A 21,295-nucleotide genomic window follows, 5' to 3' on the forward strand; every position below is an offset into this window, starting at 1 on the left:
GTAGCTAAAAAGTATCGGAGGGTTTGATGAAAGGGGATTTTACTCGCTTCACATTTAATCGCAACAAACACTACAGTAGCGTCCGGATGCAGCAAGGTAGGGTATTGCTGGATGCGGATTGGAATGAACAGCTAGATATCAGTGCCTATCGCGATTGGACAATTGCTCAAGATACCATTGGGCTAAATGGTTTTCCCACTGATACTCAAAATGGTGTTCTGAGTAATACCAGTAGCAGCTTTCAACTTAAGGTGAGTGACAATGGTAGCACGTTGACCATTAACAAGGGACACTGCTATGTGGATGGCATCTTTTGTGAAAATGATCAGCAGGTGGAATATACCAAACAACCGGATTTGCCTGAGGTAGAACTGGACAAAACCTCAGGTTACTACTTGGCTTATCTGGATGTCTGGCAACGGCACATCACAATCATTGAAGACCCCAGTATTCGAGAAGAAGCTCTCGGTGGACCAGATACCAGCACCAGGACTAAGACCGTTTGGCAGGCTAAGCTGCTTAAGGTGGAAGCGGATATTAATAAGGAATTAGATAATAACACATTATCTGAACTATGGAATAACTGGGTTAACGTTGCTAATAACAAAGGGCAGCTCTTAGCCCGTACTCCCCAAGGGGCAGGGGGAAGTCAGGCAAATCAGTTGTACCGTTTAGAAATTCATCAATCCGGAGAATTAGGGCAAGCCACCTTTAAGTGGTCACGGCATAATGGTGCGATCGCAGCTCGGATCGAAAGCATTGATAGTAACCGGATTAATATTGGCGGTGATTCCCAAGCTGAGTTTGCTACTGGTCAGTGGGTGGAAATCACTGATGAGCGGAATACCCTACAGGGCATCCCGGGGATATTTGTCAAGCTCAACAATGTCCAAGGGGATAACCTGTATGTGACCGAGTGGCCCAACAATCAACCGGTGACACGAGAGTCTTTGGGGACAATTCCCACAGTGCGGCTTTGGGATTCGGAACAAGCGATCACAGTGACACAGCCTGAGGGGAATGAGGGATATATCCAGTTAAACAATGACCTAGAAGTTAAGTTTGAATCGGGACACTACAGCACTGGGGATTATTGGTTGATTCCTACCCGAACCTCACAGACCGTTGAATGGAGTATAGACAAAGCCAATCCCCATGGCATTAGTCATCACTACTCTCCCTTAGCCCTACTGCTCTGTGATGGCAGCAAGTGGGAATTAGTAGAAGACCGTCGCGCTATTTTCTCTCCCTTGACTGGAGTAGTGAGTCAATCTGGGGGTACCATGACCGGACCCTTGACCATTGAGAGTGCTCTAACGGTCAGTGATAACGTCACCCTAGGGAACAGCGATCAAGATACAGTGACTATTTATGGCACAGTGCGATCGCAACATTCATCTGGGTCACTGCGGATAGCGGATGCCTTAAACGTCTCGGAAAACCTGACCGTTGATGGTAAGGTTGGGATTGGCACAACACAACCAGGGAATTACAAGCTTAAGGTTGATGGGGGAGATACCCATTTAAATGGAGCAGTGACGGTCTCCGGGAATCTAGAGGTAGAGGGAAATGTAACATTTCGAGGGGATGTCATTGCTCGGGACGTTGATCATCAACCGGGGGATGTGTTACTGGGGGACCAGGATGAAGATAAGATTACCTTTCATGGCACATTGCGATCGCAACATTCATCCGGAAAACTCGAAATCGCTGATGCCCTCAAGGTAGCAGAAGACCTGAGTGTTGCTGGGAATGTTGGTATCGCTATAGACACTCCAGAGAAGAAACTTCATGTTGAACAGGGTGAACTCAGAGTTAGAGCTAACCACAATGAGATAACTGCTGATATTGGAGCCTTCTATGCCCAAAATCTGACCCAAGGCATTGGGATTGGCTTTAACCGTATTGAAGCGATTGGGAGTAATGGTAGCCAAGATATTGTGATTCATCCCAAAGGCACTGGGCAAGTCATTCTAGATAACAGCAAGCTTAACCTCAACGGTAGCCAACAAATTGTCTTTACCGACACCAACACCAGCAACAACCTGAAGTTGCAATTATGGAGCGGATATGGTCTAGGTATCAACGGTAAAACGTTGTTCTACGCTGCTAATGGCTTCCACTCCTGGCGAGACAAAAATGGCACCAATGAGAGAATGGTATTAACCACAGCAGCCGATGGTGGGCTGAGTGTGCTCGGTACAGGTAACTCTTTTTTTGGCGGTAACCTACGCATTGCTGGGATTACCGAGACTCCTGGCCTTGATGTGGGTGAATTTAGTCGGAGTCAGCATATAAATAAAGATGGTGTCTTCTATCGTTACAATGGACAGGTTTATATAACCGTTGACGATAATCTCTATATCCGTGATTTTAATAATCCTAATGATAATTCTGACAATATTAGGATGCACTTCAATACCAATAATGGCAGCCTTGGTATTAACAAGACCAATCCAGGGGCAAATCTAGATGTCAATGGTAATCTGAAGCTGCAACTGGGTGTAGCAGTTAATGAGTTTTCCAATGATGGCAGTCTTGGTGGTAACAATGATTTAGCCGTACCCACCGAAAGGGCAGTAAAGAGCTATATTGACAACCAAATAAACCAAGTTGACCAGAGAAAAGCTAATCTAGCTGGTTCATCGGAGCAAGACTTTCAAGCCAAGACTCTCAACGTCAACCAAGACCTGACAGTTAATGGCAATGTTGGGATTGGGACCAATGCTAATGCTGATGCCAGACTAAGTGTGCAAGGGGATAGTATCCTATCAGGGTTTGTCTTTCTTGGGAATCAGGATACTGACAATATCGCGATTCATGGCACAGTGCGATCGCAACATTCATCCGGTGCCCTACAGGTAGCTGATGCCTTACACGTCGCCGAAAACCTGAGTGTTGATGGTAATGTTACCTTAGGGGAGACCAGCAAGCTTCAAATTCACGGTAGCCAACAAATTGTCTTTACAAATACAGATCTCAACAACAACCTGAAGTTGCAATTATGGGGCGGATATGGTCTAGGTATCAACTATCAAACCTTGTTCTATGCTGCTGATCTCAAGCACTCCTGGCGAGACCTAAATGGCATCAATGAGAGAATGGCATTAACCACAACAGCCAATGGTGGCCTGAGTGTGCTCGGCACAGGTAACTCTTCCTTTGCCGGTAACCTAACCATTGCTGGGATTACCCAGAGCCAAGTGTTTGATGTGGGTGGATTTAATCGCACTGAGCATATAAATAAAGATGGTGCCTTCTATCGTTACGGTGGACAGGTTTATATAAGTGTTGACGATAATCTCTACATCCGTGATACAGGGGATTCTAACAATATCAAGATGCACTTCAATACCAATAATGGCAGACTTGGTATTAACAAGACCAATCCAGGGGCAAATCTAGATGTCAATGGTAATCTGAAGCTTAAAAATGGTGTAGCAGTCAATGATTTTTCCAATGATCAAGAGCTTAAGGGTAACAGTGATTCAGCCGTACCGACCGAAAAGGCGGTAAAAACCTATGTTGATACCAAAATTAGTCAGGGTGTTGTTGCAGAGGGGGGCACAGCAACACGATATCAATTTTCTGCAGACAGAAAATTTGATGGTCAAAATATTAAAAGCTCAGGAACCCATGTCATAGAATTTGTTGAAAGGAATGACCCTTACAAGGTTTTTGATGATAAAAGCAATGCGTTTATAGCCCCCACATCAGGCTATTACTTTTTTGCTGCCACATTACAATTTTCAGGAGGGAATGGTAACAGCGATGGTGTGATTATGGGCATTTATAAGAATGGTAAGACTGATGACAATAACACAACGATTATTGTAATCGAACCTGGGCTGATTAAAAATTCCACAGCACAATCGATAACAGCAATGATGAAATTAGATCCTAAAGACAGTGTTGATGTCAGATTAGAAGGTGTAGATAAAAGTACCTTTAGTGTGTCTTATAGTTCTTTTATGGGATTCCTGATTGGTCAATAGTTGGTAATAAGGGAGTAGGGAGTAGGGAGTAGGGAGTAGGGAGTAGGGAAGGTTGGGTAGATAATGCGTTCGCGTAGCGTGGCCTACGGCCAATCGCGTTCGCGCAGCGGAGGCCGAAGGCCACAAGCGGTTCCTTACTGGCAGTGCCAGACGCTGCGCGAACGGAACATCGCACTTAATTCAGCTTAATCAACATCTGTCCCATCTGGCCAGATGGCGTTACTAATTCTAATAGTGTAGTTGTGAACTAGACCGGGAATGAAAACTCTACCGGTTGTTTCAATGATAATGCGATCGCGCTTAATTCAGCTTAATCAAAACTCCCTACTCCCTACTCCCTACTCCCTACTCCCTTATGTTGCTAAACTTCCCATTTTCAACCAGCCAAAAATTTGCTCTGCTGTCAACTGAAGCTCGATACCATCTAACACCACTAGAGAGTCACTTCTCTGACACAATTCCGGTTGTTGGTTAGGTAGAAAAACCAAGACCGAGCGGTCGTAAGGATCAATTAGCCATCCTAGTTGAGAACCATGTCTTAGACAATGTAAAATGTTACCTGTTACTCGGTTTGAACTCTGGCCTGGAGATATAATTTCAATAGTCCAGTCTGGAGCAATAAACACATCATCGACAGGCTCCCATTCATCATCAAATTCAATCTGGTTCCAGCGAAGAACTGCTAGATCTGAAACAATTGACCGTCCGCCAAAAGTACATCGTATATCTGGGAAAGCGTAGGCTATTTGCCGTTCCTCAACAACAGAATTAATTGTACTCGTCAACTTGCTCTGAAGTCTGGAGTGGCGAGTTTTAGGCATTGGTTTCTGGGTAATGTCACCGTTGATATATTCCCTAGGGGGTTTAGTTTCTGGTAGTTCCAGAAACTCTTCGAGAGTCAAAGGTAAGGAAGCTATCTTTACCATTGGCAGCTAGTTCGAGAAACAGATTTGACCATACTATAGCAATTCTCAATCGGGTCAGGTACTTTCCTTCTTGGTTTTATGATACTGTTTCCGTCAATTATTCTCCACTGATCCGAAGTTCCCTGATCTGAAGTTACCCATAACTGCCGCAAAGTCATATAATTGCTTAGGCGAAAGGCGAATGCAATACGTCGAACTAGTCGATTCCCAAGGTGGTAGGTATCACAGCGGTTAAAACCGCACGAGTCGCTGTCTTGATGCACCCGATAATGCCACAGTTTTTATTTGAGATATCATGGAAAAATGATTCCGTAAAATCCATATATCATGGCTACTATTATTTCTCCATCAAAACTCAGCCTTAGTGACGTAGAAGATAAATTTAAGCTCCAAGAAGTAATGGAGCCAGAGTTTTTTCCAGAGTGCGTGGAAAACCTGCCCCAACTAAGTGAACTAGAAATGCAAATTATTGATAGAGCAAAAGCTAATTACAAGTACTTGTCTAAAGATTTGGTACTAGAAGACCTAGTTAAAATGGTTGTTGTTTCTCCCTTATTGGATTTGGCAGGATTTTACCAACCGCCTTTTAAAGTTAAAGCAGAGTATGAAGTGTCTTTACCCATTGAAGATAAAGATGAAGACACAATTATCAAAGGACGTATTGATATTTTGGTGACTAGCAAACCAATTTGGATAGCCGTTATTGAGTCGAAGCGTTCTGCTGTTTCCTTACAACCAGCAATTCCTCAAGCACTAGTTTACATGGTCAAGAGTCCCCAAACAGAGCAACCAACATTTGGTCTTGTTACTAATGGTGCTAGCTTTATCTTTATCAAGTTAGTTAAAGGCGAAACTCTACGCTATGCTTTATCAAAAGCCTTTGATATCTGGAATCCTGGCAATTATTTATATGATGTTTTGAGTATTTTGAAGCGTATTGCTGCTGTTACGGCTAATTCTTAGAGGAGACACAAGTAAGCTATCAGCTCTCAGCTCTCAGCTATCAGCTTATGCGTTAGTTCACAGGCTAGAAGCCTGTGCCACCCTAGAAGCCTGTGCCACGCTACTTGAGGTGCTTTTGAATAAAAGAGGTAATCATTCGTTTAGTTTTGATGGAATATAAAGCCTAAACCATGACAAATACCCTAGACAAAACTAAACCTAAAAGTGGACTTGCTGATCATTGGCAACTTTGGCGCTGGCTATTGGAAATCCAGCCCAAGGAAATATATAATCTCTGCTTGCTAGCTGTAATTGAAAAATTTGCCATATGGGTCGATAGTTTGGTTAGAGATCCTAAGCTGATGGGAGGGGAGTTGATTTTTCCTCAATCTCGCTTGTCAGTTCGTCGTATTGCTGGTCGGCTTAACCGGGGAGAATCTCCAGAGTTTATTCTTGAAGACTATCCTTATTTATCTTCGATAGATTTAGCTTTTGCCCAACTCTACATGGAAATCTATCAGTAGATTAGCTAAGCGTTAGTAATAATAATGGTGTACTGGTGAACTATACCTAGAGTAAAAACTCTACCGGTTGTTTGGTAGATGATGCCTACGACGTGATTAATTAGCCAGCGGTGTTCTGCATACTAGGTTCGGTAGAGCAAACTTACTTACAACTTACTTAAATTAGATGGGATTAACCTGTGGTGTATATCCTTTGCCCTACTTAGCTTTGATGCTTTTTTTTCATGATTTTTTGTCTAAGTCTCGATAACAAAATCCCATTGCTTCCAATTAACCTTACCGACCAAAACGGTGCAACTTTCACTGCTCAGCTGGCGGTGATGGTGTGGTAGGTGGACCTGGCTCTACTACTGAATTTACAAGAATAGTACAGCAGAAACCGTTTTCAAGGGCAGTCACTACCAGACCTCCAGGACTAATTGCTTCGATCGAATTCCATAATAAAGCAAACGCAAGAGGCGAACCAAAAAGACCTAACCAAAGGTCTGTTGATTGAGCCAAGTATTTAAGAAACTTGCGGGGAGAGATTGTTGCTTCCCCTTTTCTGATGCGGCGCTGTAGCTCTCTATAACCTGAACCCAGCACGACACCCACTGTTGTCGTAATGTAGCCTCCTATAAGCATCAGTAAAGAATTCGGTTCAGGATCTTGGTGTGCACCCAGAACTAAAAACTTTGGACTAAGTAGCCACAAGAAACCTATAAGACCAAAGCCAAATAATAAGAAACGAATAAATAAATAAATTAGCTTTTTCATAAATCATTTCTACTCCCATCCATAACAATTACCTTGTGGCCATTATTAGTCCAATAAGCTACTAAACCACCCCCTGATTGGTTATTCACACCTGAAGGGTGAAAAACTGGATAAAGTTTTTCAGTGACAGAGTTAAAACCATAGATCGAATCATTCCAGGCTGTGCATATCACTGAACTTGATGAAATATTTTGACAGGTCAAGAGAGAGGGATGTCGCACATTCAACCAGTCTCTAGGTTGATTTCCTCTAGGAATAGCTTCTAGTGTAAGTTGATGTTGGTCAATTATTTTTGCTTGATCATCGACTTCAGATAATTTCCAAAGAGTTATTTGATACTTTTCTTTATGTAATAAGTAAGGATCGAAATTATGAGTTACTGCATAGTAAGACCATTTATTATAATCATGAGTAATAACGAACCTCATATTGGTACTAAAAGCGGAAAAACCTGGTGGTGCTTTTAAGGATTTATATGTCGTAAATTCTAAGTTTTTGGCATTTTCAAAAACTACACCAAGCCTATTTTTATTGCTTAGATCCTTGACTAAGAAATAAATTTCATCTCCAGCAAACTCGGGTTCCATTGAACATTTATATGCTCCTCCCTCTAATGAAATTTCTCGACATAGATCTGTCTGGCTCTTTGAAACAGTTGGCTCACCTAGTTGAACATAGTTAAAAATACGATCACTATCTTTTTTTGAGACGATTAGGAAAACATCGCTTGGTTGTGAAGGGGTAATAATATATTCCCAATTAAAGGGAAAACTTATACTGTCAGAGACTTCTATCCACTTATTCTGGTGAATAGAAAAAAAGCCTTTTCCAGGAATAGAGATCAAAGTTCCAAAAGCTTTTGTCGCAACAACCTGTGTAAATGGATTTAGTAAATCTGTTAGTAAATCTGATGAAAGAGAGTTAATTTTTTTTGCTGTTTTTGCTGCGCATGGCTTATAACGACAAGCATTGCGAATATCTGAATAGGGAATCGAAAAAATTCCTCCTTCATTACCGAAAATAATAAGCTGGTCTTTTTCAAAGCTAACTCTCTGAGTGATCTCTTTCTTTTTATCTTTCTCTTCAAGATGGATTTCAGCTTTTAACAGAGGTGTTACATCTCGAATACGTTCAATTTGCTGAATAGCAAAGTTAACATAGCCTGAAACATCATCACTAGTTATTATCGAATTGGTTCTCTCTAGAACTTCTAAAGAACGAGTTACAAAGCTATCGTGAGTTTTATTATCAGAAATCGATGAGTATGGTGCATCTGAAAAAAGTAATGCATCTGTAATTTCGTTAGCCATATCTGCCAGAGCTACCTGTACTTTGTCTGATGGAGATATTGGCGTAGATGGTGGTAAATGAATCCACCTTGCCCTCCCAGCCGGAGAAGGCAATTTTCCTTTTTCTCCAAGTCGCTGAATCGCCTCTTGAGCAAAATAATCTGCTTCTCTTTCTATTTTTTTTGCAGCATCAGAAGAAGCGAAAAAAATACTTAAAAAATTTAAATTTCGATGAAGACATTTATGACCAAATTCATGCAAAATTATGTAGCGTAGATAGATTTCGGCTGTCGGATCGCTCAAATTAAAGTAATCTATTTTGCAACTTCCAAATGTACAACTAATCCTTGAACTGCGGAGAAGAGACTTATCTAAAAAAACGGCATCAAGTCCTGCATCATAAATCGCATCAGCATATTTGCATTTGGTTAGTTTTTTTAAATCTGGAGTCGTAGTGAAAACATTCAGACCATCTTCACTGAAAGGCTTGTTCAAAATGACTTGTATGTTACATTTTGAGTCAGTTGTGGAGACACTTGCTAGTTCGTCAAGCAACTCTTGAAGATGCTTTTCCTCTCTGGAACTAAGCTGACCTATAGTACCCTGACTAAGTGCTTTCTCTATTGCAGACTTACGACCGCTCCAGTGATTATTATCGAACACTAGCCAAGCAACAAGAGCTCCTGAGACAAGCAACACCAAGAATCTAAAGACAAACCTCTGACGATTATTCATATAATTTTTAAGGACTTAAAGCCTATATTGATTTTAGCTCAAGTTCCCAGAAATGTTTAATTCTGCAACAAAAATTTACACAAAAGGTATACTACTCCTTCATTACCTAGTTTCACAAACTGTAACTCAATCTTTTAAACCAGAAATTTTGAATGATAGTAAAAAAAATAAAAAACTATCCTAAAATAGGGTGCCAGCTTGATATTTATAAAGTTATTTATTTAAAATATAAAACCTACGATAGGCTTGAGCAAAAGCTTTTGATTTCTGGAATCATGGCAATTATTTATATGATGTTTTGCGGATTTTGAACCGTATTGCTGTGTTTGGGTTTAACTTTTGCTCAATTTCCAATAATACCACTAATAAGTGTCATCTAAAATCCGGTCAAAAAACAATACGTCTAGGTGAGGATATCAGGGGGAGTAGGGGAGCAAGGGAGCAGGGGTAGCCAGATTTTATATGGATATTAGAAGTATGGGGAATTATCCGGATTTGCTCTAAGATAATTAAGACTTATACTATATCTAAATTTATAAATCAAAACTATGTCAAAAAAAAATGGTGCTGAAGACTATTATGATAAATTTGCTGCCAAATATGACGAGGTGTTAAAGGCACCCAGTTCTAATGTACAGTATGTCAATGAAGCGGTTAAAATATTCCATGGACATAATCACCATCAAGGCAGTGTTTTAGATATTGCTTGTGGGACAGGGATCCTAAGTGACTTGTTGCAGGGAGAGTTTGACTATACAGGGATTGATATTTCCAGTAAAATGCTGGATTATGCGGCAAAAAGAGGGTATAAAACCATCCACAAGCCCATTGAAACAGCCCTAGCTGAAATTGATAGCCAGTCCTACGATTTTGTTTTTTGTTTAAGTTCGTTACTGTTTGTGGAAGACGCGGCAACAGCTATTAAGCAGATGAATCGGATTGCTCGCCAAACGATTATTTTTAGCCTTGATGAAACAACAGAGGAATATATTCAAAAGGTGCCTATTCCAGTTTATGACCACTCGAAACTTGCCCTCGACAATGCCATGGAAGATTATTTTATTGTAGGTTGGACTTCTCCCAGCCAAGGAATTACAATCCGAACTCGGATGATTTACATTGAAGCAAATAAATAGAATTAAGAATTAAGAATTAAGAATTAAGAATTAAGAATTAAGAATTTAAAATGCGCGAATGTAGGGTGCGTTAGGGGCGGGCTTGTCCTCATGTTCAATCCCGAGCGCCATGGGACAGCCCGCACCGTAACGCACCACCAATTATAAATTATAATTTATAATTAAGAATTAAGAATTAAGAATTAAGAATTTAGAATTAAGAATTTAGAATCGGGAAACAAGATTGTTTCTATCATTCCAGATAGCGTCACTTAGACCGGGAACAAAAACTCTACCGGTTGTGGGGGAGATGATGCGTTCGCGAAGCGGTTCCGAAGGAACATCGCGTAAAATTCCCTTTAATCAAAATCGGGTGCATCTTCTAAAAGTTGTTTGACCCAGCAGTGGTGCGTTACGGGGCAGCAACCTAACTCTGGCTACGAAGCGAAACATGAAGGCTCCCCTAACGCACCCTACACAACTCCCGACTCCCGACTCCCGACTCCCGACTCCCGACTCCCGACTCCCTTTCCTAAAGCCTGAGCCCAAACCCCTAAGCACCGAATTTTTTGTCAGAATACTAGAGTTGAAATGGTTAAGTCAGTAAAGGTAGTAAGCATGGACACGGTCCGCGAGTTGCATCAACAGCTAATCAACAAAGAACGCTCAGCTGTAGAAATTACCCAAGAAGCCCTAGATAAGATTCAAGCCCTAGAGCCTCAAGTCCAAAGCTTCCTCCACATCACCTCAGACTATGCCCTAGAACAGGCCAGTCAAGTAGATGCTAAAATCGCAGCTGGTGAAGAGCTCCCGACCTTAGCCGGTATACCCATTGGCATCAAAGACAATATGTGTACCCAAGGGATTCCGACCACCTGCGGCTCCCGGATTCTGGCCAAGTTTGTCCCACCCTACGAGTCAACAGTGACCCAAAAACTGAAAGATGCTGGGGCAGTAATGGTAGGTAAAACCAACTTGGATGAATTTGCCATGGGGAGTTCTACGGAAAACTCGGCTTTTCAACTTACTAAAAACCCTTGGAATTTATCCCATGTTCCCGGGGGCTCCTCCGGGGGCTCAGCGGCAGCCGTAGCTTCTGGGGAATGTCCCATTGCTCTCGGTTCTGATACCGGTGGTTCTATTCGTCAACCGGCTTCTTACTGTGGAGTAGTTGGCATGAAACCGACCTATGGTTTAGTATCGCGCTATGGTTTAGTGGCATTCGCGTCGTCCTTAGATCAAATTGGACCATTTGCTCGCACTGTAGAAGATGCCGCTATTTTACTGAATGCGATCGCAGGATATGACCCCAATGACGCTACCAGCCTCAAAGTAGACATTCCCGACTATACTCAATTCCTCAAACCAGACCTAAAATCTAATGGTAAAGTTAAGATTGGCATTATCACAGAAACCTTTGGTGAAGGCTTAGACCCAGTAGTAGAGAAAGCAGTCACTAAAGCCATTGATCAGCTCAAAGACTTAGGTGCTGAGATTCAGGAAATTTCCTGTGCCCGATTCCGGTATGGTTTGCCTTGCTACTACATCATTGCTCCGTCAGAAGCATCAGCAAATCTAGCTCGCTACGATGGCGTTAAATATGGCTTACGGGCATCAGATGCTGACAATCTCCTTTCTATGTACACCAAAACCCGTGCTGAAGGGTTCGGTGCAGAAGTCAAGCGCCGGATTATGCTAGGAACCTATGCCCTATCCGCTGGTTACTATGATGCCTATTATCTCAAAGCCCAGAAAGTTCGTACTCTGATTAAACAGGATTTTGAGGCAGCCTTTGACAAGGTCGATGTGCTAGTTTGTCCCACAGCTCCCTCCACAGCGTTTAAAGCTGGGGAAAAGACAGAAGACCCTTTAAGTATGTATCTGACTGACCTGATGACTATTCCAGTTAATCTGGCTGGGTTACCAGGGATGAGTATACCCTGTGGCTTTGATGAACAGGGATTACCCATTGGGATGCAGTTGATTAGTAATGTATTGCGGGAAGACCAGCTATTCCAAGTAGGTTATGCTTATGAAAAAGCAACCGAATGGCATCTAAGTCAACCGGTTTTGAAGGATGAAGGATGAAGTATCAAGATAATTGATTATGTTGATTGTTGCAGGATTTATAGCGATCGCTTACGCCTTAGTTTGTACCTCCGTGTTGCTGTTGCAACATAGGCTAATGTTTTGTCCTGCCTCAGTGATTGAAAATACACCAGCTGACTTTGGTTTGCCTTACGAAGAGGTTTGGTTACCAATATCCAATCAGGGTAAAGTTGACAAAATTCACAGCTGGTGGATTCCCTCTGACTCACCAAAAAGTAAGGTGATGCTATATCTGCACGGTAATGCCTCTAATATTGGGGGATATCTTGAAATAGCCCAACGGTTACATCAGGTCGGTTTATCCCTGCTGCTGATTGACTACCGAGGCTATGGTCGCAGCGAGGGGAAATTTCCTAGGGAATCCCAAGTTTATCAAGATGCTCAAGTAGCTTGGGATTATCTAGTCCAACAACGAGGCATCAATCCCCAAGATATTTTTGTCTATGGTCATTCCATGGGGGGAGCAATCGCGATTGATCTAGCGGTGCGTAACCCAGAAATGGCAGGCTTGATTTCGGAAGGCTCATTTACTTCCATGCGGGATATGGCAGATTATGAGAGAAAATATGGTTTCTTGCCGATCGATCTTCTGCTTACCCAGCGGTTTGACTCAATTAGTAAAATCAAGTCACTCCAAACACCTATATTCTTAATCCATGGCACTAGTGATGCCACAGTTCCTGCTAGTATGAGTCAAGTCTTGTTCGATGCTGCTACAGTTCCTAAACAGCTTTGGCTAGTTCCTGATGCAGGTCACAATGATTTGACAACTGTTGCTACTTCCGAATATCAGCAGAAAATTGGGGAATTTGTAACACAGGTTTATGCAGGAAAAGCTATAGCTTAGCGTTATAGTATTTAGCGCGATAGGCGATAGTATTTAAGGGTTTTTTCTAATCCCGCCACAAAGCAATACCCCCCAATAACCCAGCAACATTGGGCACTACTTTTACATTGGGGGGTAGCTCAAAGTTAATTTTTTTGGCTTCACCACCACCAATGTAAAGGGAATTATAATTAAACAAACGCTCCAGGGATGCGATCGCTTTTTTGAGACGGTTATTCCATTTCTTCTTACCATCTTTCTCTAAGGCCGCTCGCCCCAACTGTTCTTCGTAGGTTTCCCCTTTACGAAAAGGATGGTGTCCCATTTCCAGATTTGGCACCAGCTTGCCATCTACAAATAAAGCAGAACCAAACCCTGTGCCTAGGGTAATCGTCAATTCCACTCCCTGGCCAGTAATTGCTCCTAATCCTTGCACATCGGCATCATTAGCTACCCGCACCGGTTTGCCTAAGCGTTGAGATAGGGTAGTAGCGAGATCAAATCCCTGCCAATCAGGATCGAGGTTTACCGCCGTATAGGTTATCCCATTGCGCACCACTCCAGGAAATCCCACCGATACCCGTTCAAAATTCCCTTGTCCGAGAGCATGGGATGCGATCGCATCAATAATAGCATCCGGCTTAGGAGGTTGGGGTGTTTCTAAGCGACTACGTTCGGTGATGGGATTACCCACTTCATCTAATACCATCACCTTAACGCCACTGCCACCAATATCTACAGTAAGGGTATGGATTGAGCTATTGTTTTGATTCATCAGGTATTTTACGGTTCATGGTTCACTGTCAACGGTCAACGGTCAACGGTCAACAGTCAACAGTCAATGGTCAACAGTCAACAGTCAACAGTCAACGGTCAACGGTCAACAGCCAACAACAAACATTATCGATTAAAAAGACCTAACTTATGCTTGTAATAGTTTTTGCCTAGCACGTTCAGCACGAGCTGGAGCACTAGCCATTACCTCTGCCATCTTTTCGAGCATTTCTCCTGGGTAATTTTCTAAAACCCTGGTAGACATAGAAATACGACCTTTGCCTTCATCCAAGTTAATAATCATTACCTGGATCACTTGACCGATTTCAAACACCTTGGAGAGGTCTTCAACGAAATTTTGGCTTACTTGCTTAATGTGTAGCAAGCCATTGGTTTGATTAAAGTCCACAAACACACCAAAGGGCTTGATCGCAGCTACTTTACCTTCCACTAATTGTCCCACTTCTAGCTCAGAGAAAGTAGCAGCACGCACAGCTTCCCGCTGAGAAAGCACTAGCTTATTGCGATCGCGGTCAGCTTCTAGGAAAGTGACTGTTAGTTTCTGACCAATCAAGGAATCTAGATGGTCGTGCTGACTCAAGTGCGATCGCGGAATAAATCCCCGCAATCCGCGCACATCCACGGTGACACCACCTTTATTCACTCCAGAAACCCGGACATCTAATGATTTTCCATTCTCTTGGAGTTCCATTAAATCATCCCAAACCTGCTTAATCTCCAGCTGACGCCGGGAAAGGGTAACTTGACCATCGGCATTCTGCTCCCGAATAATCAGGAAATCCATTTCCTCATTCAAGGGCAGTACTTCCGACCAATCGAGATCCAATTCTAAGGAAACTTCACTAATTGGTAGATAAGCCAGGGACTTACCACCGATGTCTACATAAGCACCATCGGTTTCGTAGTTATGTACTCTGCCACGAACCACCTGTCCCTGTTTAAACTCATAGTCGTATTCTTCTAGGGCTTGAGCAAAATCATCCATAGAAAAGGATGAATTGCTGGTGGTCGAAGAGGTTGATTTTGAATTCATGATGATTAACGGTTTAAAATCAGTGATGATTTCTGATATGGGATCAGCTGCTTAAAAAGTTGGGAGCCGGTGACAGTTTAGTCAAGTTTTTCCCTAAAGAGCTGCAAAACGTTTTGCCAAGCATCAGTAGCTGCTTTTTCATTGTAGCTAGCCCGTTGGTCACAGAAAAATCCGTGGTCTGCTCCATCGTAACGAAAGACACGATAATTAATTTTATTTTTCTCAAGAGCAGCTTCAATCTGATCAACCTCTTCTGCTGGAATGCTAGCATCTTCCATGCCAAAGAAACCATAGAGTGTACCGTTAATCTCTGGTGTGCGAGTAATCGTTGGTTCACCACCGCCAGGAGTCATAGTAGTAATCCCAGCGCCATAGAACGAAGCAGTAGCTTTAATATCGGGTAAGGTAGCAGCCAGATAGGCAACATGACCGCCGAAACAAAAGCCAATAGAGCCGATGGAGTTATCTTGCACAGGGGTTTGACTCCTCAGGTAATCGATGGCCCCGAGTATGTCTCCCAGCAGTTCAGCTGCTCTGGTTTGTGCCTTGTATTCCTTGCCAATCTTAATGTCTTCAGTGGTGTAACCTGTCTCAAAGCCTGGGGCTTGGCGTTGATAGAGTGCGGGAGCGATCGCAACATAGCCTTCTTTGGCAAATCGTTCTGTGATATCCCGGATATGGCCATTCACCCCAAAAATTTCTTGCAGCACCACAATTCCAGGAAGAGGTCTTTCTGCCACCGGCATTGCCAGGTAAGCTGCTATGTCTAGATCACCATTGACCACCTTGACGGTAATGGTACGAATTTCGCTATGTGTCATAATCGATTTGGAAGGATGTGAAGCTCTTGCTTGGCAGTTATAGATGCTAAGCTAAAGGTTTTCTTGGCTTTCTGAATTCAGCGCCAATTCTACAGCAGTAGCTTAACTCTAAATTATACCTGTATTTAATAAATAAATAATAAGTTAATTAACTAGTTTACTTAATTGGATAGTTCAGTATAGTCCAGAGTATAAATTAAAAATCTATTAATTTTTATTGATTTTTATTGATTTTTATTGACTTAGTTATTTGGGAGCTAACTTAGTTATAATTAGCTAATTTTTAAACGATAAGCTATTAGGGATCAGCGATAAGCTATTAGGGATCAGCTATCAGCCTAGGCTCTACAGATGGTGCTACTTGAGATGGTATCAGCGTGTCGCGTATCAGCTAATGCGCTACTTGAGATGCTACTTGAGGTGCTATCAGGTGACGGCTGAATCATTACTACCGAGACTTTGAATTCGATAAAATCTCGAACTATTAAATTATCCCAAATCTTATTTTAAGCTGACCGCTGAACGCGCACGCGTGAGCTTTTAGCTCACGGCTGATAGCTGAATGCTTACATTATAGCTGAAGTGGATAGCAAAATTTGAACGAAAAGTTTAAAATATAAAATTTACCATATAATAGTGATAAACAGGGGATTTTGGAGACTCTGTAATGGTTCAGTATCATATTCAACAAGATAGTGAAATACCTGCCTCGAAGCAGCTATTTGACCAAATTCAGTTTGCGATCGCATCCCGACAATATTCCCCAGGTCATAAACTGCCCAGTACCCGTCAGCTAGCGATGGAGACGGGTTTGCACCGCAATACCATCAGCAAGGTATATCGGCAGTTAGAAGAAACAGGACTAGTAGAGTCCCATGCTGGGTCAGGCATTTATGTTAAGGCACAGGGTCATGAAGGGGGTAATCGACGTCAGGTTGGCATTCTTAACCAGTTTTCCCCCGAAGCTTACAAGGTTGTTCAAGATAGCCTCAATCAACTTCTCGGACAAGGTTGCTCCCTTAACCAAGCTAGGGAACTATTTTTGTCGGAGATTGACTGGCGGTTACGGTGTAGCGCTAGGGTACTGGTGACAGTAGAGTCACGAGACATTGGTGCTGGAGAATTGATGGTGCAGGAGTTAGAACAATCCTTGGGAATCCCGGTGCAGTTGGTGCCAATGGAAGAACTCTCGGAAGCTTTGGATCAAACTCACTCGGCGACAGTAGTTACTAGTCGCTATTTTATCGGTAAAGCAGAAGGGATTGTTGCCCCTAAATCTGTCCGTGTCATCCCTGTTGATATTTATGACTATGAGCCAGAAATTAAGCTAATTAAGAATCTCTCCAAAGGTAGCCGTTTAGGAGTGGTTAGCATCAGTTCTGGGATTTTAAAAATAGTAGAAATTATTATCCATAGTCTACGGGGAGATGAGTTGTTAGTGATGACGGCTCAAATCAAGGACAACTACAAACTAAAAGCTCTGGTTCGTAGTTCCCAGATAATTATTAGCGATCAAGCAAGTTATCAAACTGTTAAAGAGGCCATCTTAGCCGCTCGTGAAGATATTATTCGACCACCCAAGCTGATCCGTTGTGAAAACTATATTGGTAGCAAGTCGATTAATCTGCTCAAACGGGAACTGGGTTTGGGTTAATTGAACGCTTTGATGGAATTAAAACTATGGAATATCATGGATTAAACTGCTAAAAATCAATATCAAAATCAAAATATCTTGTCCAGTAAACCTTTTTATAAAATTCACTCCATCAGCTCAATTCCCTAGTTTAAATTAACTCCTTTAACTTAACTAAAGCAATTAATTATTCGTAAAATCACTGGACTTTTTAAAAACTAGCTCCAAATCTCGTCCCTTCTGCCTTCTACCTTCTGCCGTAAGCATTTAGCCGTCAGCTATCAGCTAGCTATCAGCTAATGCGCTACGGATACGCTACGCGAGCAGCTATGGAATAAGCGATGCAGAGGTGCGACCCGTTGAGGGCACCTCAAGTACCGTGAGCTAAAAGCTCACGGCTGACCGCTGATAGCTGAATACTTACGCTTAAGTTCGGTACCTAAGGCTATCATACTAATCCGTGGCATTTAAGTATATCATATCTAGGTGAGGTCTGACAGCAATATCAAAAACCTAGCTGGATTAGTGTGAAAACTTTTTATATAAAGTAAAATTTCTCTAGGGTTGACAGTTCTTTGGTTGGATCACAAGCAACCGAAATTCACTGCCAACAAGAAGATCAGCAAACATCAACGCCCCGACCTGATCAGTCCAGCAAGGGTATCCCTAGGTACATCATATGAAGAACACGAATTCTGGTGTAGGAGTGCAAATTGATCAAGAGCCTCAAACTTTACCATCACCACTTAAACCAGTAGTAGAACTTAACTCGAACCTTAGCCATCCCCCTTCTATCGAGCAAATCGTCGCAGAGGCTCATGGTCACAAAGCTTCTGACATTCATATTCGAGTGGGACAGGTCCCCAGATTTAGGATTCGGGGCAAGATGTATGTGGCTAAACGTCATACCAAGGTCACAGTGGAAGTCTTTGAGGCATACCTCAATGAGATTCTCACTCCGGCTCAGAGGAAGCAGTTTGCTGAAGCCAAAGAACTGGATACTGCTATTTTTTACCCTGGCTTAGTGCGCTGTCGGGTGAATTGTTTTGACTCCCTAAACGGCGGAGCCATTGTGCTGCGATTAATCAGCCTTGATGTTCCTTCAATCGATGATTTAACTCTACCGCAAGTTTTAAAAAAAATAGTTAGCAAGGGTCAGGGAATTATTTTAGTTACCGGTCCGACAGGATCAGGTAAATCAACGACTCTTGCGGCGATGATTCGCCATCTCAATGAAACAGAGTACAAACATATTGTTACCATTGAAGACCCGGTTGAATATGTCCACCGCTCCCGAAAGTGCCTGATTAGTCAGCGAGAAGTGGGATTACACACCCATGAGTTTCACCACGCTCTGCGGTCTGTGTTACGGGAGGATCCCGATATAATTCTAATTGGGGAAATGCGCGATCGCATCACAGTTGATACTGCCCTGCAAGCTGCCCAAACCGGTCATCTGGTCTTGGGTACTCTACACACTCGCAATGCCATCAGCAGTATTAACCGTCTGTTGAATCTCTACAATCCTGATGAACAGTCAGCGATCCGCATCCAGATTGCTGAGTCCCTGTTGGCAGTTATTGCCCAACTCTTAGTACCAACCATCGATAAGGGTCGGATTGCGGTTCATGACATTTTAATCAATACCCCAACTGTACAGGATTACCTGCTTAAGGGAGAAGATGGGGATGTGTTCCGACTGATGGAAACTGAAACCATTGAAGGAATGCAAGTTATGAATCAGGCTCTCTACAACTACCTAATTGATGAAAAAATCACACCCACCGAAGCCCTTAAAGTGTCTCCTGATCCCCAGGCTTTGATACGCCAGATGCGCACTGGTGGTATAGATGCTTCCGCCTCGGCTCGTGATTGGATGAATGAAGGTTAGGAGGTTGTCTGTCAGAATTTAGAATTAAGAATGCATTCTCAATTCCCAATTCTAAATTCTAAATTCTAAATTCTACATTCTCAATTCTTACCTTTTACCTTGCTTCGCCAACTTCTTCTTAGACAGCTTCCGCAAACGAACTGACTGAGGTGTAATCTCCACCAGTTCATCGGGTCCAATATACTCCAAAGCCCGTTCCAAACTCATCTCCATTGGGGCTTGTAACTGCACTAATTCATCCCCAGTGGCGGAACGATGGTTAGTTAACTGCTTCGTTTTACAGACATTTAGATCTAAGTCCTGAGGACGATTGTGTTCCCCAATAATCATGTTTTTGTAAACCTTAGTGCCTGGTTTAATAAAGAATACACCACGGTCTTCTCCATTTTTCAGGGCATAGAAGGTAGCCATCCCTTCTTCAAAGGCTACAATTACTCCATTGCGGCGAGTTTCTAATTCCCCAGTCATGGGACGATATTCTAGGAAGCTATGATTCATGATCCCTTCACCTTTGGTCAAGCGAAGGAAGTCCCCCCGGAAACCAACTAAGCCACGGGCAGGAATCACAAAATCGATTTGGGTGCGACCATTGGCACCCACTTGCATATCTTGCATTTCCCCTTTGCGCTGTCCTAAACGCTCGATACAGCTACCCACGGCTTCTTCTGGCACATCTAGCACTAGATATTCAAAGGGTTCGCAAGGTTGACCATTGACTTCCCGGTAGATGACTTGGGGTTGGGAAACTTGGAACTCATATCCTTGGCGACGCATGGTTTCGATCAGAATACCCAGGTGTAGCTCTCCACGACCAGATACTAGGAATTTATCGGGGGAGTCAGTGGGTTCTACCCGTAGTGCTACGTTTGTTTCTAATTCTCGGAATAAGCGATCGCGTAATTGTCGCGAAGTTACAAAGTCCCCTTCCTTACCCGCAAAGGGCGAATCATTCACGCAGAAGGTCATTTGCAAGGTAGGCTCATCTACCTTAATTAGGGGTAAAGCTTGGGGTTCATTGGGACAAGTAATGGTTTCACCAATATTGGCATCAGCAAACCCAGCTACCGCCACGATATAACCAGCTGATGCTTCTTTTAGGTCAACTCGCTTGAGTCCTTCAAATCCCATCAACTTGGTAACTTTTGCCTGAACTATGTCCCCAGTATCCTTAACTAAAGCAGCTTGTTGACTGGCCTTAATGGTTCCGTTGTGAATTCTGCCAATCACAATGCGACCTAGGTACTCGGAATAGTCCAAGGTGGTGACTTGTAGTTGTAGCGGCTTGGCAGGGTCTCCTACTGGTGGCGGGACATGATGCAAAATCGCTTCAAACAGTGGTTGCATATCTACCGCTTCTGCGTCCAAATCTTCTTTGGCGTAGCCTTGTAGACCGGAGGCAAATAGGTAGGGAAACTCACACTGGTCATCGTCTGCTCCTAATTCTAGGAACAGATCCAGCACTTTGTCGATGGCACCATAAGGGTCCGCTTGGGGTCGGTCAATTTTATTGACCACTACAATCGGGCGGAGTCCTTTTTCCAGAGCTTTTTTCAGGACAAATCGGGTTTGAGGCATTGGTCCTTCATTAGCATCCACAATTAGGATGCAGCCATCCACCATACCCAATACCCGCTCTACTTCTCCACCAAAGTCAGCGTGACCGGGAGTATCAACAATATTAATTAGGATGTCTTTGTACCGAACGGCGGTATTCTTAGAAAGAATAGTAATACCCCGCTCCCGCTCTAAATCGTTGGAGTCCATGACGCAGTCTGGAACGTCTTCCCCTTCGCGGAAGATACCGGATTGTTTGAGTAGAGCGTCAACTAAGGTAGTTTTGCCGTGATCGACGTGAGCAATAATAGCAACGTTGCGAATTGGGAGAGTCATACCAGCGCCTGGAAA

General features: G+C 42.9%; 20 protein-coding genes. 12 read left to right on the top strand and 8 right to left on the bottom strand.

Annotated elements, in window-relative coordinates; genetic code table 11:
- The first annotated feature begins 26 nt into the window (after nucleotides 1-26).
- The gene (locus F6K51_RS12575) at nucleotides 27-3,995 is read left to right on the top strand and encodes a DUF6519 domain-containing protein (protein WP_293020777.1); all 3,969 of its coding nucleotides are present in this window, start codon (nucleotides 27-29) and stop codon (nucleotides 3,993-3,995) included.
- On the opposite strand, the gene F6K51_RS12580 is transcribed toward F6K51_RS12575, so the two are convergent.
- A complete protein-coding gene (locus tag F6K51_RS12580) occupies nucleotides 3,970-4,119 on the bottom strand; it encodes a hypothetical protein (protein WP_293020778.1) in 150 nt (49 codons plus the stop codon). The genes F6K51_RS12575 and F6K51_RS12580 overlap by 26 nt on opposite strands.
- Nucleotides 4,120-4,253: 134 nt before the next feature.
- Here F6K51_RS12580 and F6K51_RS12585 point away from each other — a divergent pair, with 134 nt between their 5' ends.
- Nucleotides 4,254-4,406: a hypothetical protein gene (locus tag F6K51_RS12585; RefSeq protein WP_293020779.1), complete on the top strand. Its 153-nt coding sequence runs from the start codon at nucleotides 4,254-4,256 to the stop codon at nucleotides 4,404-4,406.
- On the opposite strand, the gene F6K51_RS12590 is transcribed toward F6K51_RS12585, so the two are convergent.
- Complete coding sequence (locus F6K51_RS12590) at nucleotides 4,349-4,921, bottom strand: Uma2 family endonuclease (RefSeq protein ID WP_293020780.1); 573 nt, start codon at nucleotides 4,919-4,921, stop codon at nucleotides 4,349-4,351. The two genes, F6K51_RS12585 and F6K51_RS12590, sit on opposite strands and share 58 nt — an antisense overlap.
- 327 nt (nucleotides 4,922-5,248) lie before the next feature.
- On the opposite strand from F6K51_RS12590, the gene F6K51_RS12595 reads away from it, so the two are divergent.
- Together F6K51_RS12595 and F6K51_RS12600 are read left to right on the top strand one after the other, a co-directional pair.
- Nucleotides 5,249-5,884 (top strand): restriction endonuclease subunit R, encoded by a 636-nt coding sequence (locus F6K51_RS12595; protein WP_293020782.1) that lies wholly within the window; start codon nucleotides 5,249-5,251, stop codon nucleotides 5,882-5,884.
- Nucleotides 5,885-6,054: 170 nt separating this feature from the next.
- Nucleotides 6,055-6,387: a DUF433 domain-containing protein gene (locus F6K51_RS12600; RefSeq protein WP_293020784.1), complete on the top strand. Its 333-nt coding sequence runs from the start codon at nucleotides 6,055-6,057 to the stop codon at nucleotides 6,385-6,387.
- A 300-nt stretch (nucleotides 6,388-6,687) separates the two neighbouring features.
- On the opposite strand, the gene F6K51_RS12605 is transcribed toward F6K51_RS12600, so the two are convergent.
- Entirely contained in the window at nucleotides 6,688-7,143 is a 456-nt protein-coding gene (locus F6K51_RS12605; protein WP_293020785.1) for a hypothetical protein, read from the bottom strand.
- On the bottom strand, nucleotides 7,140-9,167 hold the full coding sequence (locus F6K51_RS12610; RefSeq protein ID WP_293020786.1) for a hypothetical protein: 2,028 nt from the start codon (nucleotides 9,165-9,167) through the stop codon (nucleotides 7,140-7,142). The genes F6K51_RS12605 and F6K51_RS12610 overlap by 4 nt, the downstream gene beginning before the upstream one ends.
- Nucleotides 9,168-9,319: 152 nt before the next feature.
- On the opposite strand from F6K51_RS12610, the gene F6K51_RS12615 reads away from it, so the two are divergent.
- From F6K51_RS12615 to F6K51_RS12635, 5 genes are all read left to right on the top strand, one after another.
- Entirely contained in the window at nucleotides 9,320-9,478 is a 159-nt protein-coding gene (locus F6K51_RS12615; RefSeq protein WP_293020787.1) for a hypothetical protein, read from the top strand.
- A 237-nt stretch (nucleotides 9,479-9,715) separates the two neighbouring features.
- On the top strand, nucleotides 9,716-10,303 hold the full coding sequence (locus F6K51_RS12620; protein ID WP_293020788.1) for a class I SAM-dependent methyltransferase: 588 nt from the start codon (nucleotides 9,716-9,718) through the stop codon (nucleotides 10,301-10,303).
- 372 nt (nucleotides 10,304-10,675) lie between these two features.
- Nucleotides 10,676-10,825, top strand: coding sequence for a hypothetical protein (locus F6K51_RS12625; protein WP_293020789.1), 150 nt, complete (start codon nucleotides 10,676-10,678; stop codon nucleotides 10,823-10,825).
- 75 nt (nucleotides 10,826-10,900) lie between these two features.
- On the top strand, nucleotides 10,901-12,370 hold the full coding sequence (gene gatA / locus F6K51_RS12630; protein ID WP_293020791.1) for an Asp-tRNA(Asn)/Glu-tRNA(Gln) amidotransferase subunit GatA: 1,470 nt from the start codon (nucleotides 10,901-10,903) through the stop codon (nucleotides 12,368-12,370).
- A 19-nt stretch (nucleotides 12,371-12,389) separates the two neighbouring features.
- Nucleotides 12,390-13,238, top strand: coding sequence for an alpha/beta fold hydrolase (locus tag F6K51_RS12635; protein ID WP_293020792.1), 849 nt, complete (start codon nucleotides 12,390-12,392; stop codon nucleotides 13,236-13,238).
- A gap of 46 nt (nucleotides 13,239-13,284) precedes the next feature.
- Here the strand turns inward: F6K51_RS12635 and F6K51_RS12640 are convergent, their stop codons facing one another.
- A complete protein-coding gene (locus F6K51_RS12640; RefSeq protein ID WP_293020793.1) occupies nucleotides 13,285-13,992 on the bottom strand; it encodes an ROK family protein in 708 nt (235 codons plus the stop codon).
- A 17-nt stretch (nucleotides 13,993-14,009) separates the two neighbouring features.
- Between F6K51_RS12640 and F6K51_RS12645 the strand changes: the two genes are divergently transcribed.
- On the top strand, nucleotides 14,010-14,138 hold the full coding sequence (locus F6K51_RS12645; protein WP_293020794.1) for a hypothetical protein: 129 nt from the start codon (nucleotides 14,010-14,012) through the stop codon (nucleotides 14,136-14,138).
- 1 nt (nucleotide 14,139) lies between these two features.
- Here the strand turns inward: F6K51_RS12645 and F6K51_RS12650 are convergent, their stop codons facing one another.
- Entirely contained in the window at nucleotides 14,140-15,045 is a 906-nt protein-coding gene (locus tag F6K51_RS12650; protein WP_293020795.1) for a S1 RNA-binding domain-containing protein, read from the bottom strand.
- 77 nt (nucleotides 15,046-15,122) lie between these two features.
- Nucleotides 15,123-15,866, bottom strand: a complete 744-nt coding sequence (locus F6K51_RS12655) for a dienelactone hydrolase family protein (protein WP_293020796.1) — start codon at nucleotides 15,864-15,866, stop codon at nucleotides 15,123-15,125.
- A 667-nt stretch (nucleotides 15,867-16,533) separates the two neighbouring features.
- Here F6K51_RS12655 and F6K51_RS12660 point away from each other — a divergent pair.
- Together F6K51_RS12660 and F6K51_RS12665 are read left to right on the top strand one after the other, a co-directional pair.
- The gene (locus tag F6K51_RS12660; RefSeq protein WP_075896794.1) at nucleotides 16,534-17,520 is read left to right on the top strand and encodes a GntR family transcriptional regulator; all 987 of its coding nucleotides are present in this window, start codon (nucleotides 16,534-16,536) and stop codon (nucleotides 17,518-17,520) included.
- 658 nt (nucleotides 17,521-18,178) lie between these two features.
- A complete protein-coding gene (locus F6K51_RS12665) occupies nucleotides 18,179-19,390 on the top strand; it encodes a PilT/PilU family type 4a pilus ATPase (protein ID WP_075896792.1) in 1,212 nt (403 codons plus the stop codon).
- A gap of 87 nt (nucleotides 19,391-19,477) precedes the next feature.
- Here F6K51_RS12665 and typA read toward each other — a convergent pair whose 3' ends face one another.
- A complete protein-coding gene (typA, locus tag F6K51_RS12670; protein WP_075896790.1) occupies nucleotides 19,478-21,280 on the bottom strand; it encodes a translational GTPase TypA in 1,803 nt (600 codons plus the stop codon).
- Nucleotides 21,281-21,295 lie beyond the last annotated feature (15 nt).

The organism is Moorena sp. SIO3I8 (genome assembly GCF_010692325.1).
GTDB lineage: Bacteria > Cyanobacteriota > Cyanobacteriia > Cyanobacteriales > Coleofasciculaceae > Moorena.

Coding starts and splice junctions, on each gene's coding strand:
- F6K51_RS12575 (WP_293020777.1), top strand. CDS start 27: ATGAAAGGGGATTTTACTCGCTTCACATTTAATCGCAACAAACACTAC.
- F6K51_RS12585 (WP_293020779.1), top strand. CDS start 4,254: ATGAAAACTCTACCGGTTGTTTCAATGATAATGCGATCGCGCTTAATT.
- F6K51_RS12590 (WP_293020780.1), bottom strand. CDS start 4,921: ATGGTAAAGATAGCTTCCTTACCTTTGACTCTCGAAGAGTTTCTGGAA.
- F6K51_RS12595 (WP_293020782.1), top strand. CDS start 5,249: ATGGCTACTATTATTTCTCCATCAAAACTCAGCCTTAGTGACGTAGAA.
- F6K51_RS12600 (WP_293020784.1), top strand. CDS start 6,055: ATGACAAATACCCTAGACAAAACTAAACCTAAAAGTGGACTTGCTGAT.
- F6K51_RS12605 (WP_293020785.1), bottom strand. CDS start 7,143: ATGAAAAAGCTAATTTATTTATTTATTCGTTTCTTATTATTTGGCTTT.
- F6K51_RS12610 (WP_293020786.1), bottom strand. CDS start 9,167: ATGAATAATCGTCAGAGGTTTGTCTTTAGATTCTTGGTGTTGCTTGTC.
- F6K51_RS12615 (WP_293020787.1), top strand. CDS start 9,320: ATGATAGTAAAAAAAATAAAAAACTATCCTAAAATAGGGTGCCAGCTT.
- F6K51_RS12620 (WP_293020788.1), top strand. CDS start 9,716: ATGTCAAAAAAAAATGGTGCTGAAGACTATTATGATAAATTTGCTGCC.
- gatA (WP_293020791.1), top strand. CDS start 10,901: ATGGACACGGTCCGCGAGTTGCATCAACAGCTAATCAACAAAGAACGC.
- F6K51_RS12635 (WP_293020792.1), top strand. CDS start 12,390: ATGTTGATTGTTGCAGGATTTATAGCGATCGCTTACGCCTTAGTTTGT.
- F6K51_RS12640 (WP_293020793.1), bottom strand. CDS start 13,992: ATGAATCAAAACAATAGCTCAATCCATACCCTTACTGTAGATATTGGT.
- F6K51_RS12645 (WP_293020794.1), top strand. CDS start 14,010: ATGGTTCACTGTCAACGGTCAACGGTCAACGGTCAACAGTCAACAGTC.
- F6K51_RS12650 (WP_293020795.1), bottom strand. CDS start 15,045: ATGAATTCAAAATCAACCTCTTCGACCACCAGCAATTCATCCTTTTCT.
- F6K51_RS12655 (WP_293020796.1), bottom strand. CDS start 15,866: ATGACACATAGCGAAATTCGTACCATTACCGTCAAGGTGGTCAATGGT.
- F6K51_RS12660 (WP_075896794.1), top strand. CDS start 16,534: ATGGTTCAGTATCATATTCAACAAGATAGTGAAATACCTGCCTCGAAG.
- F6K51_RS12665 (WP_075896792.1), top strand. CDS start 18,179: ATGAAGAACACGAATTCTGGTGTAGGAGTGCAAATTGATCAAGAGCCT.
- typA (WP_075896790.1), bottom strand. CDS start 21,280: ATGACTCTCCCAATTCGCAACGTTGCTATTATTGCTCACGTCGATCAC.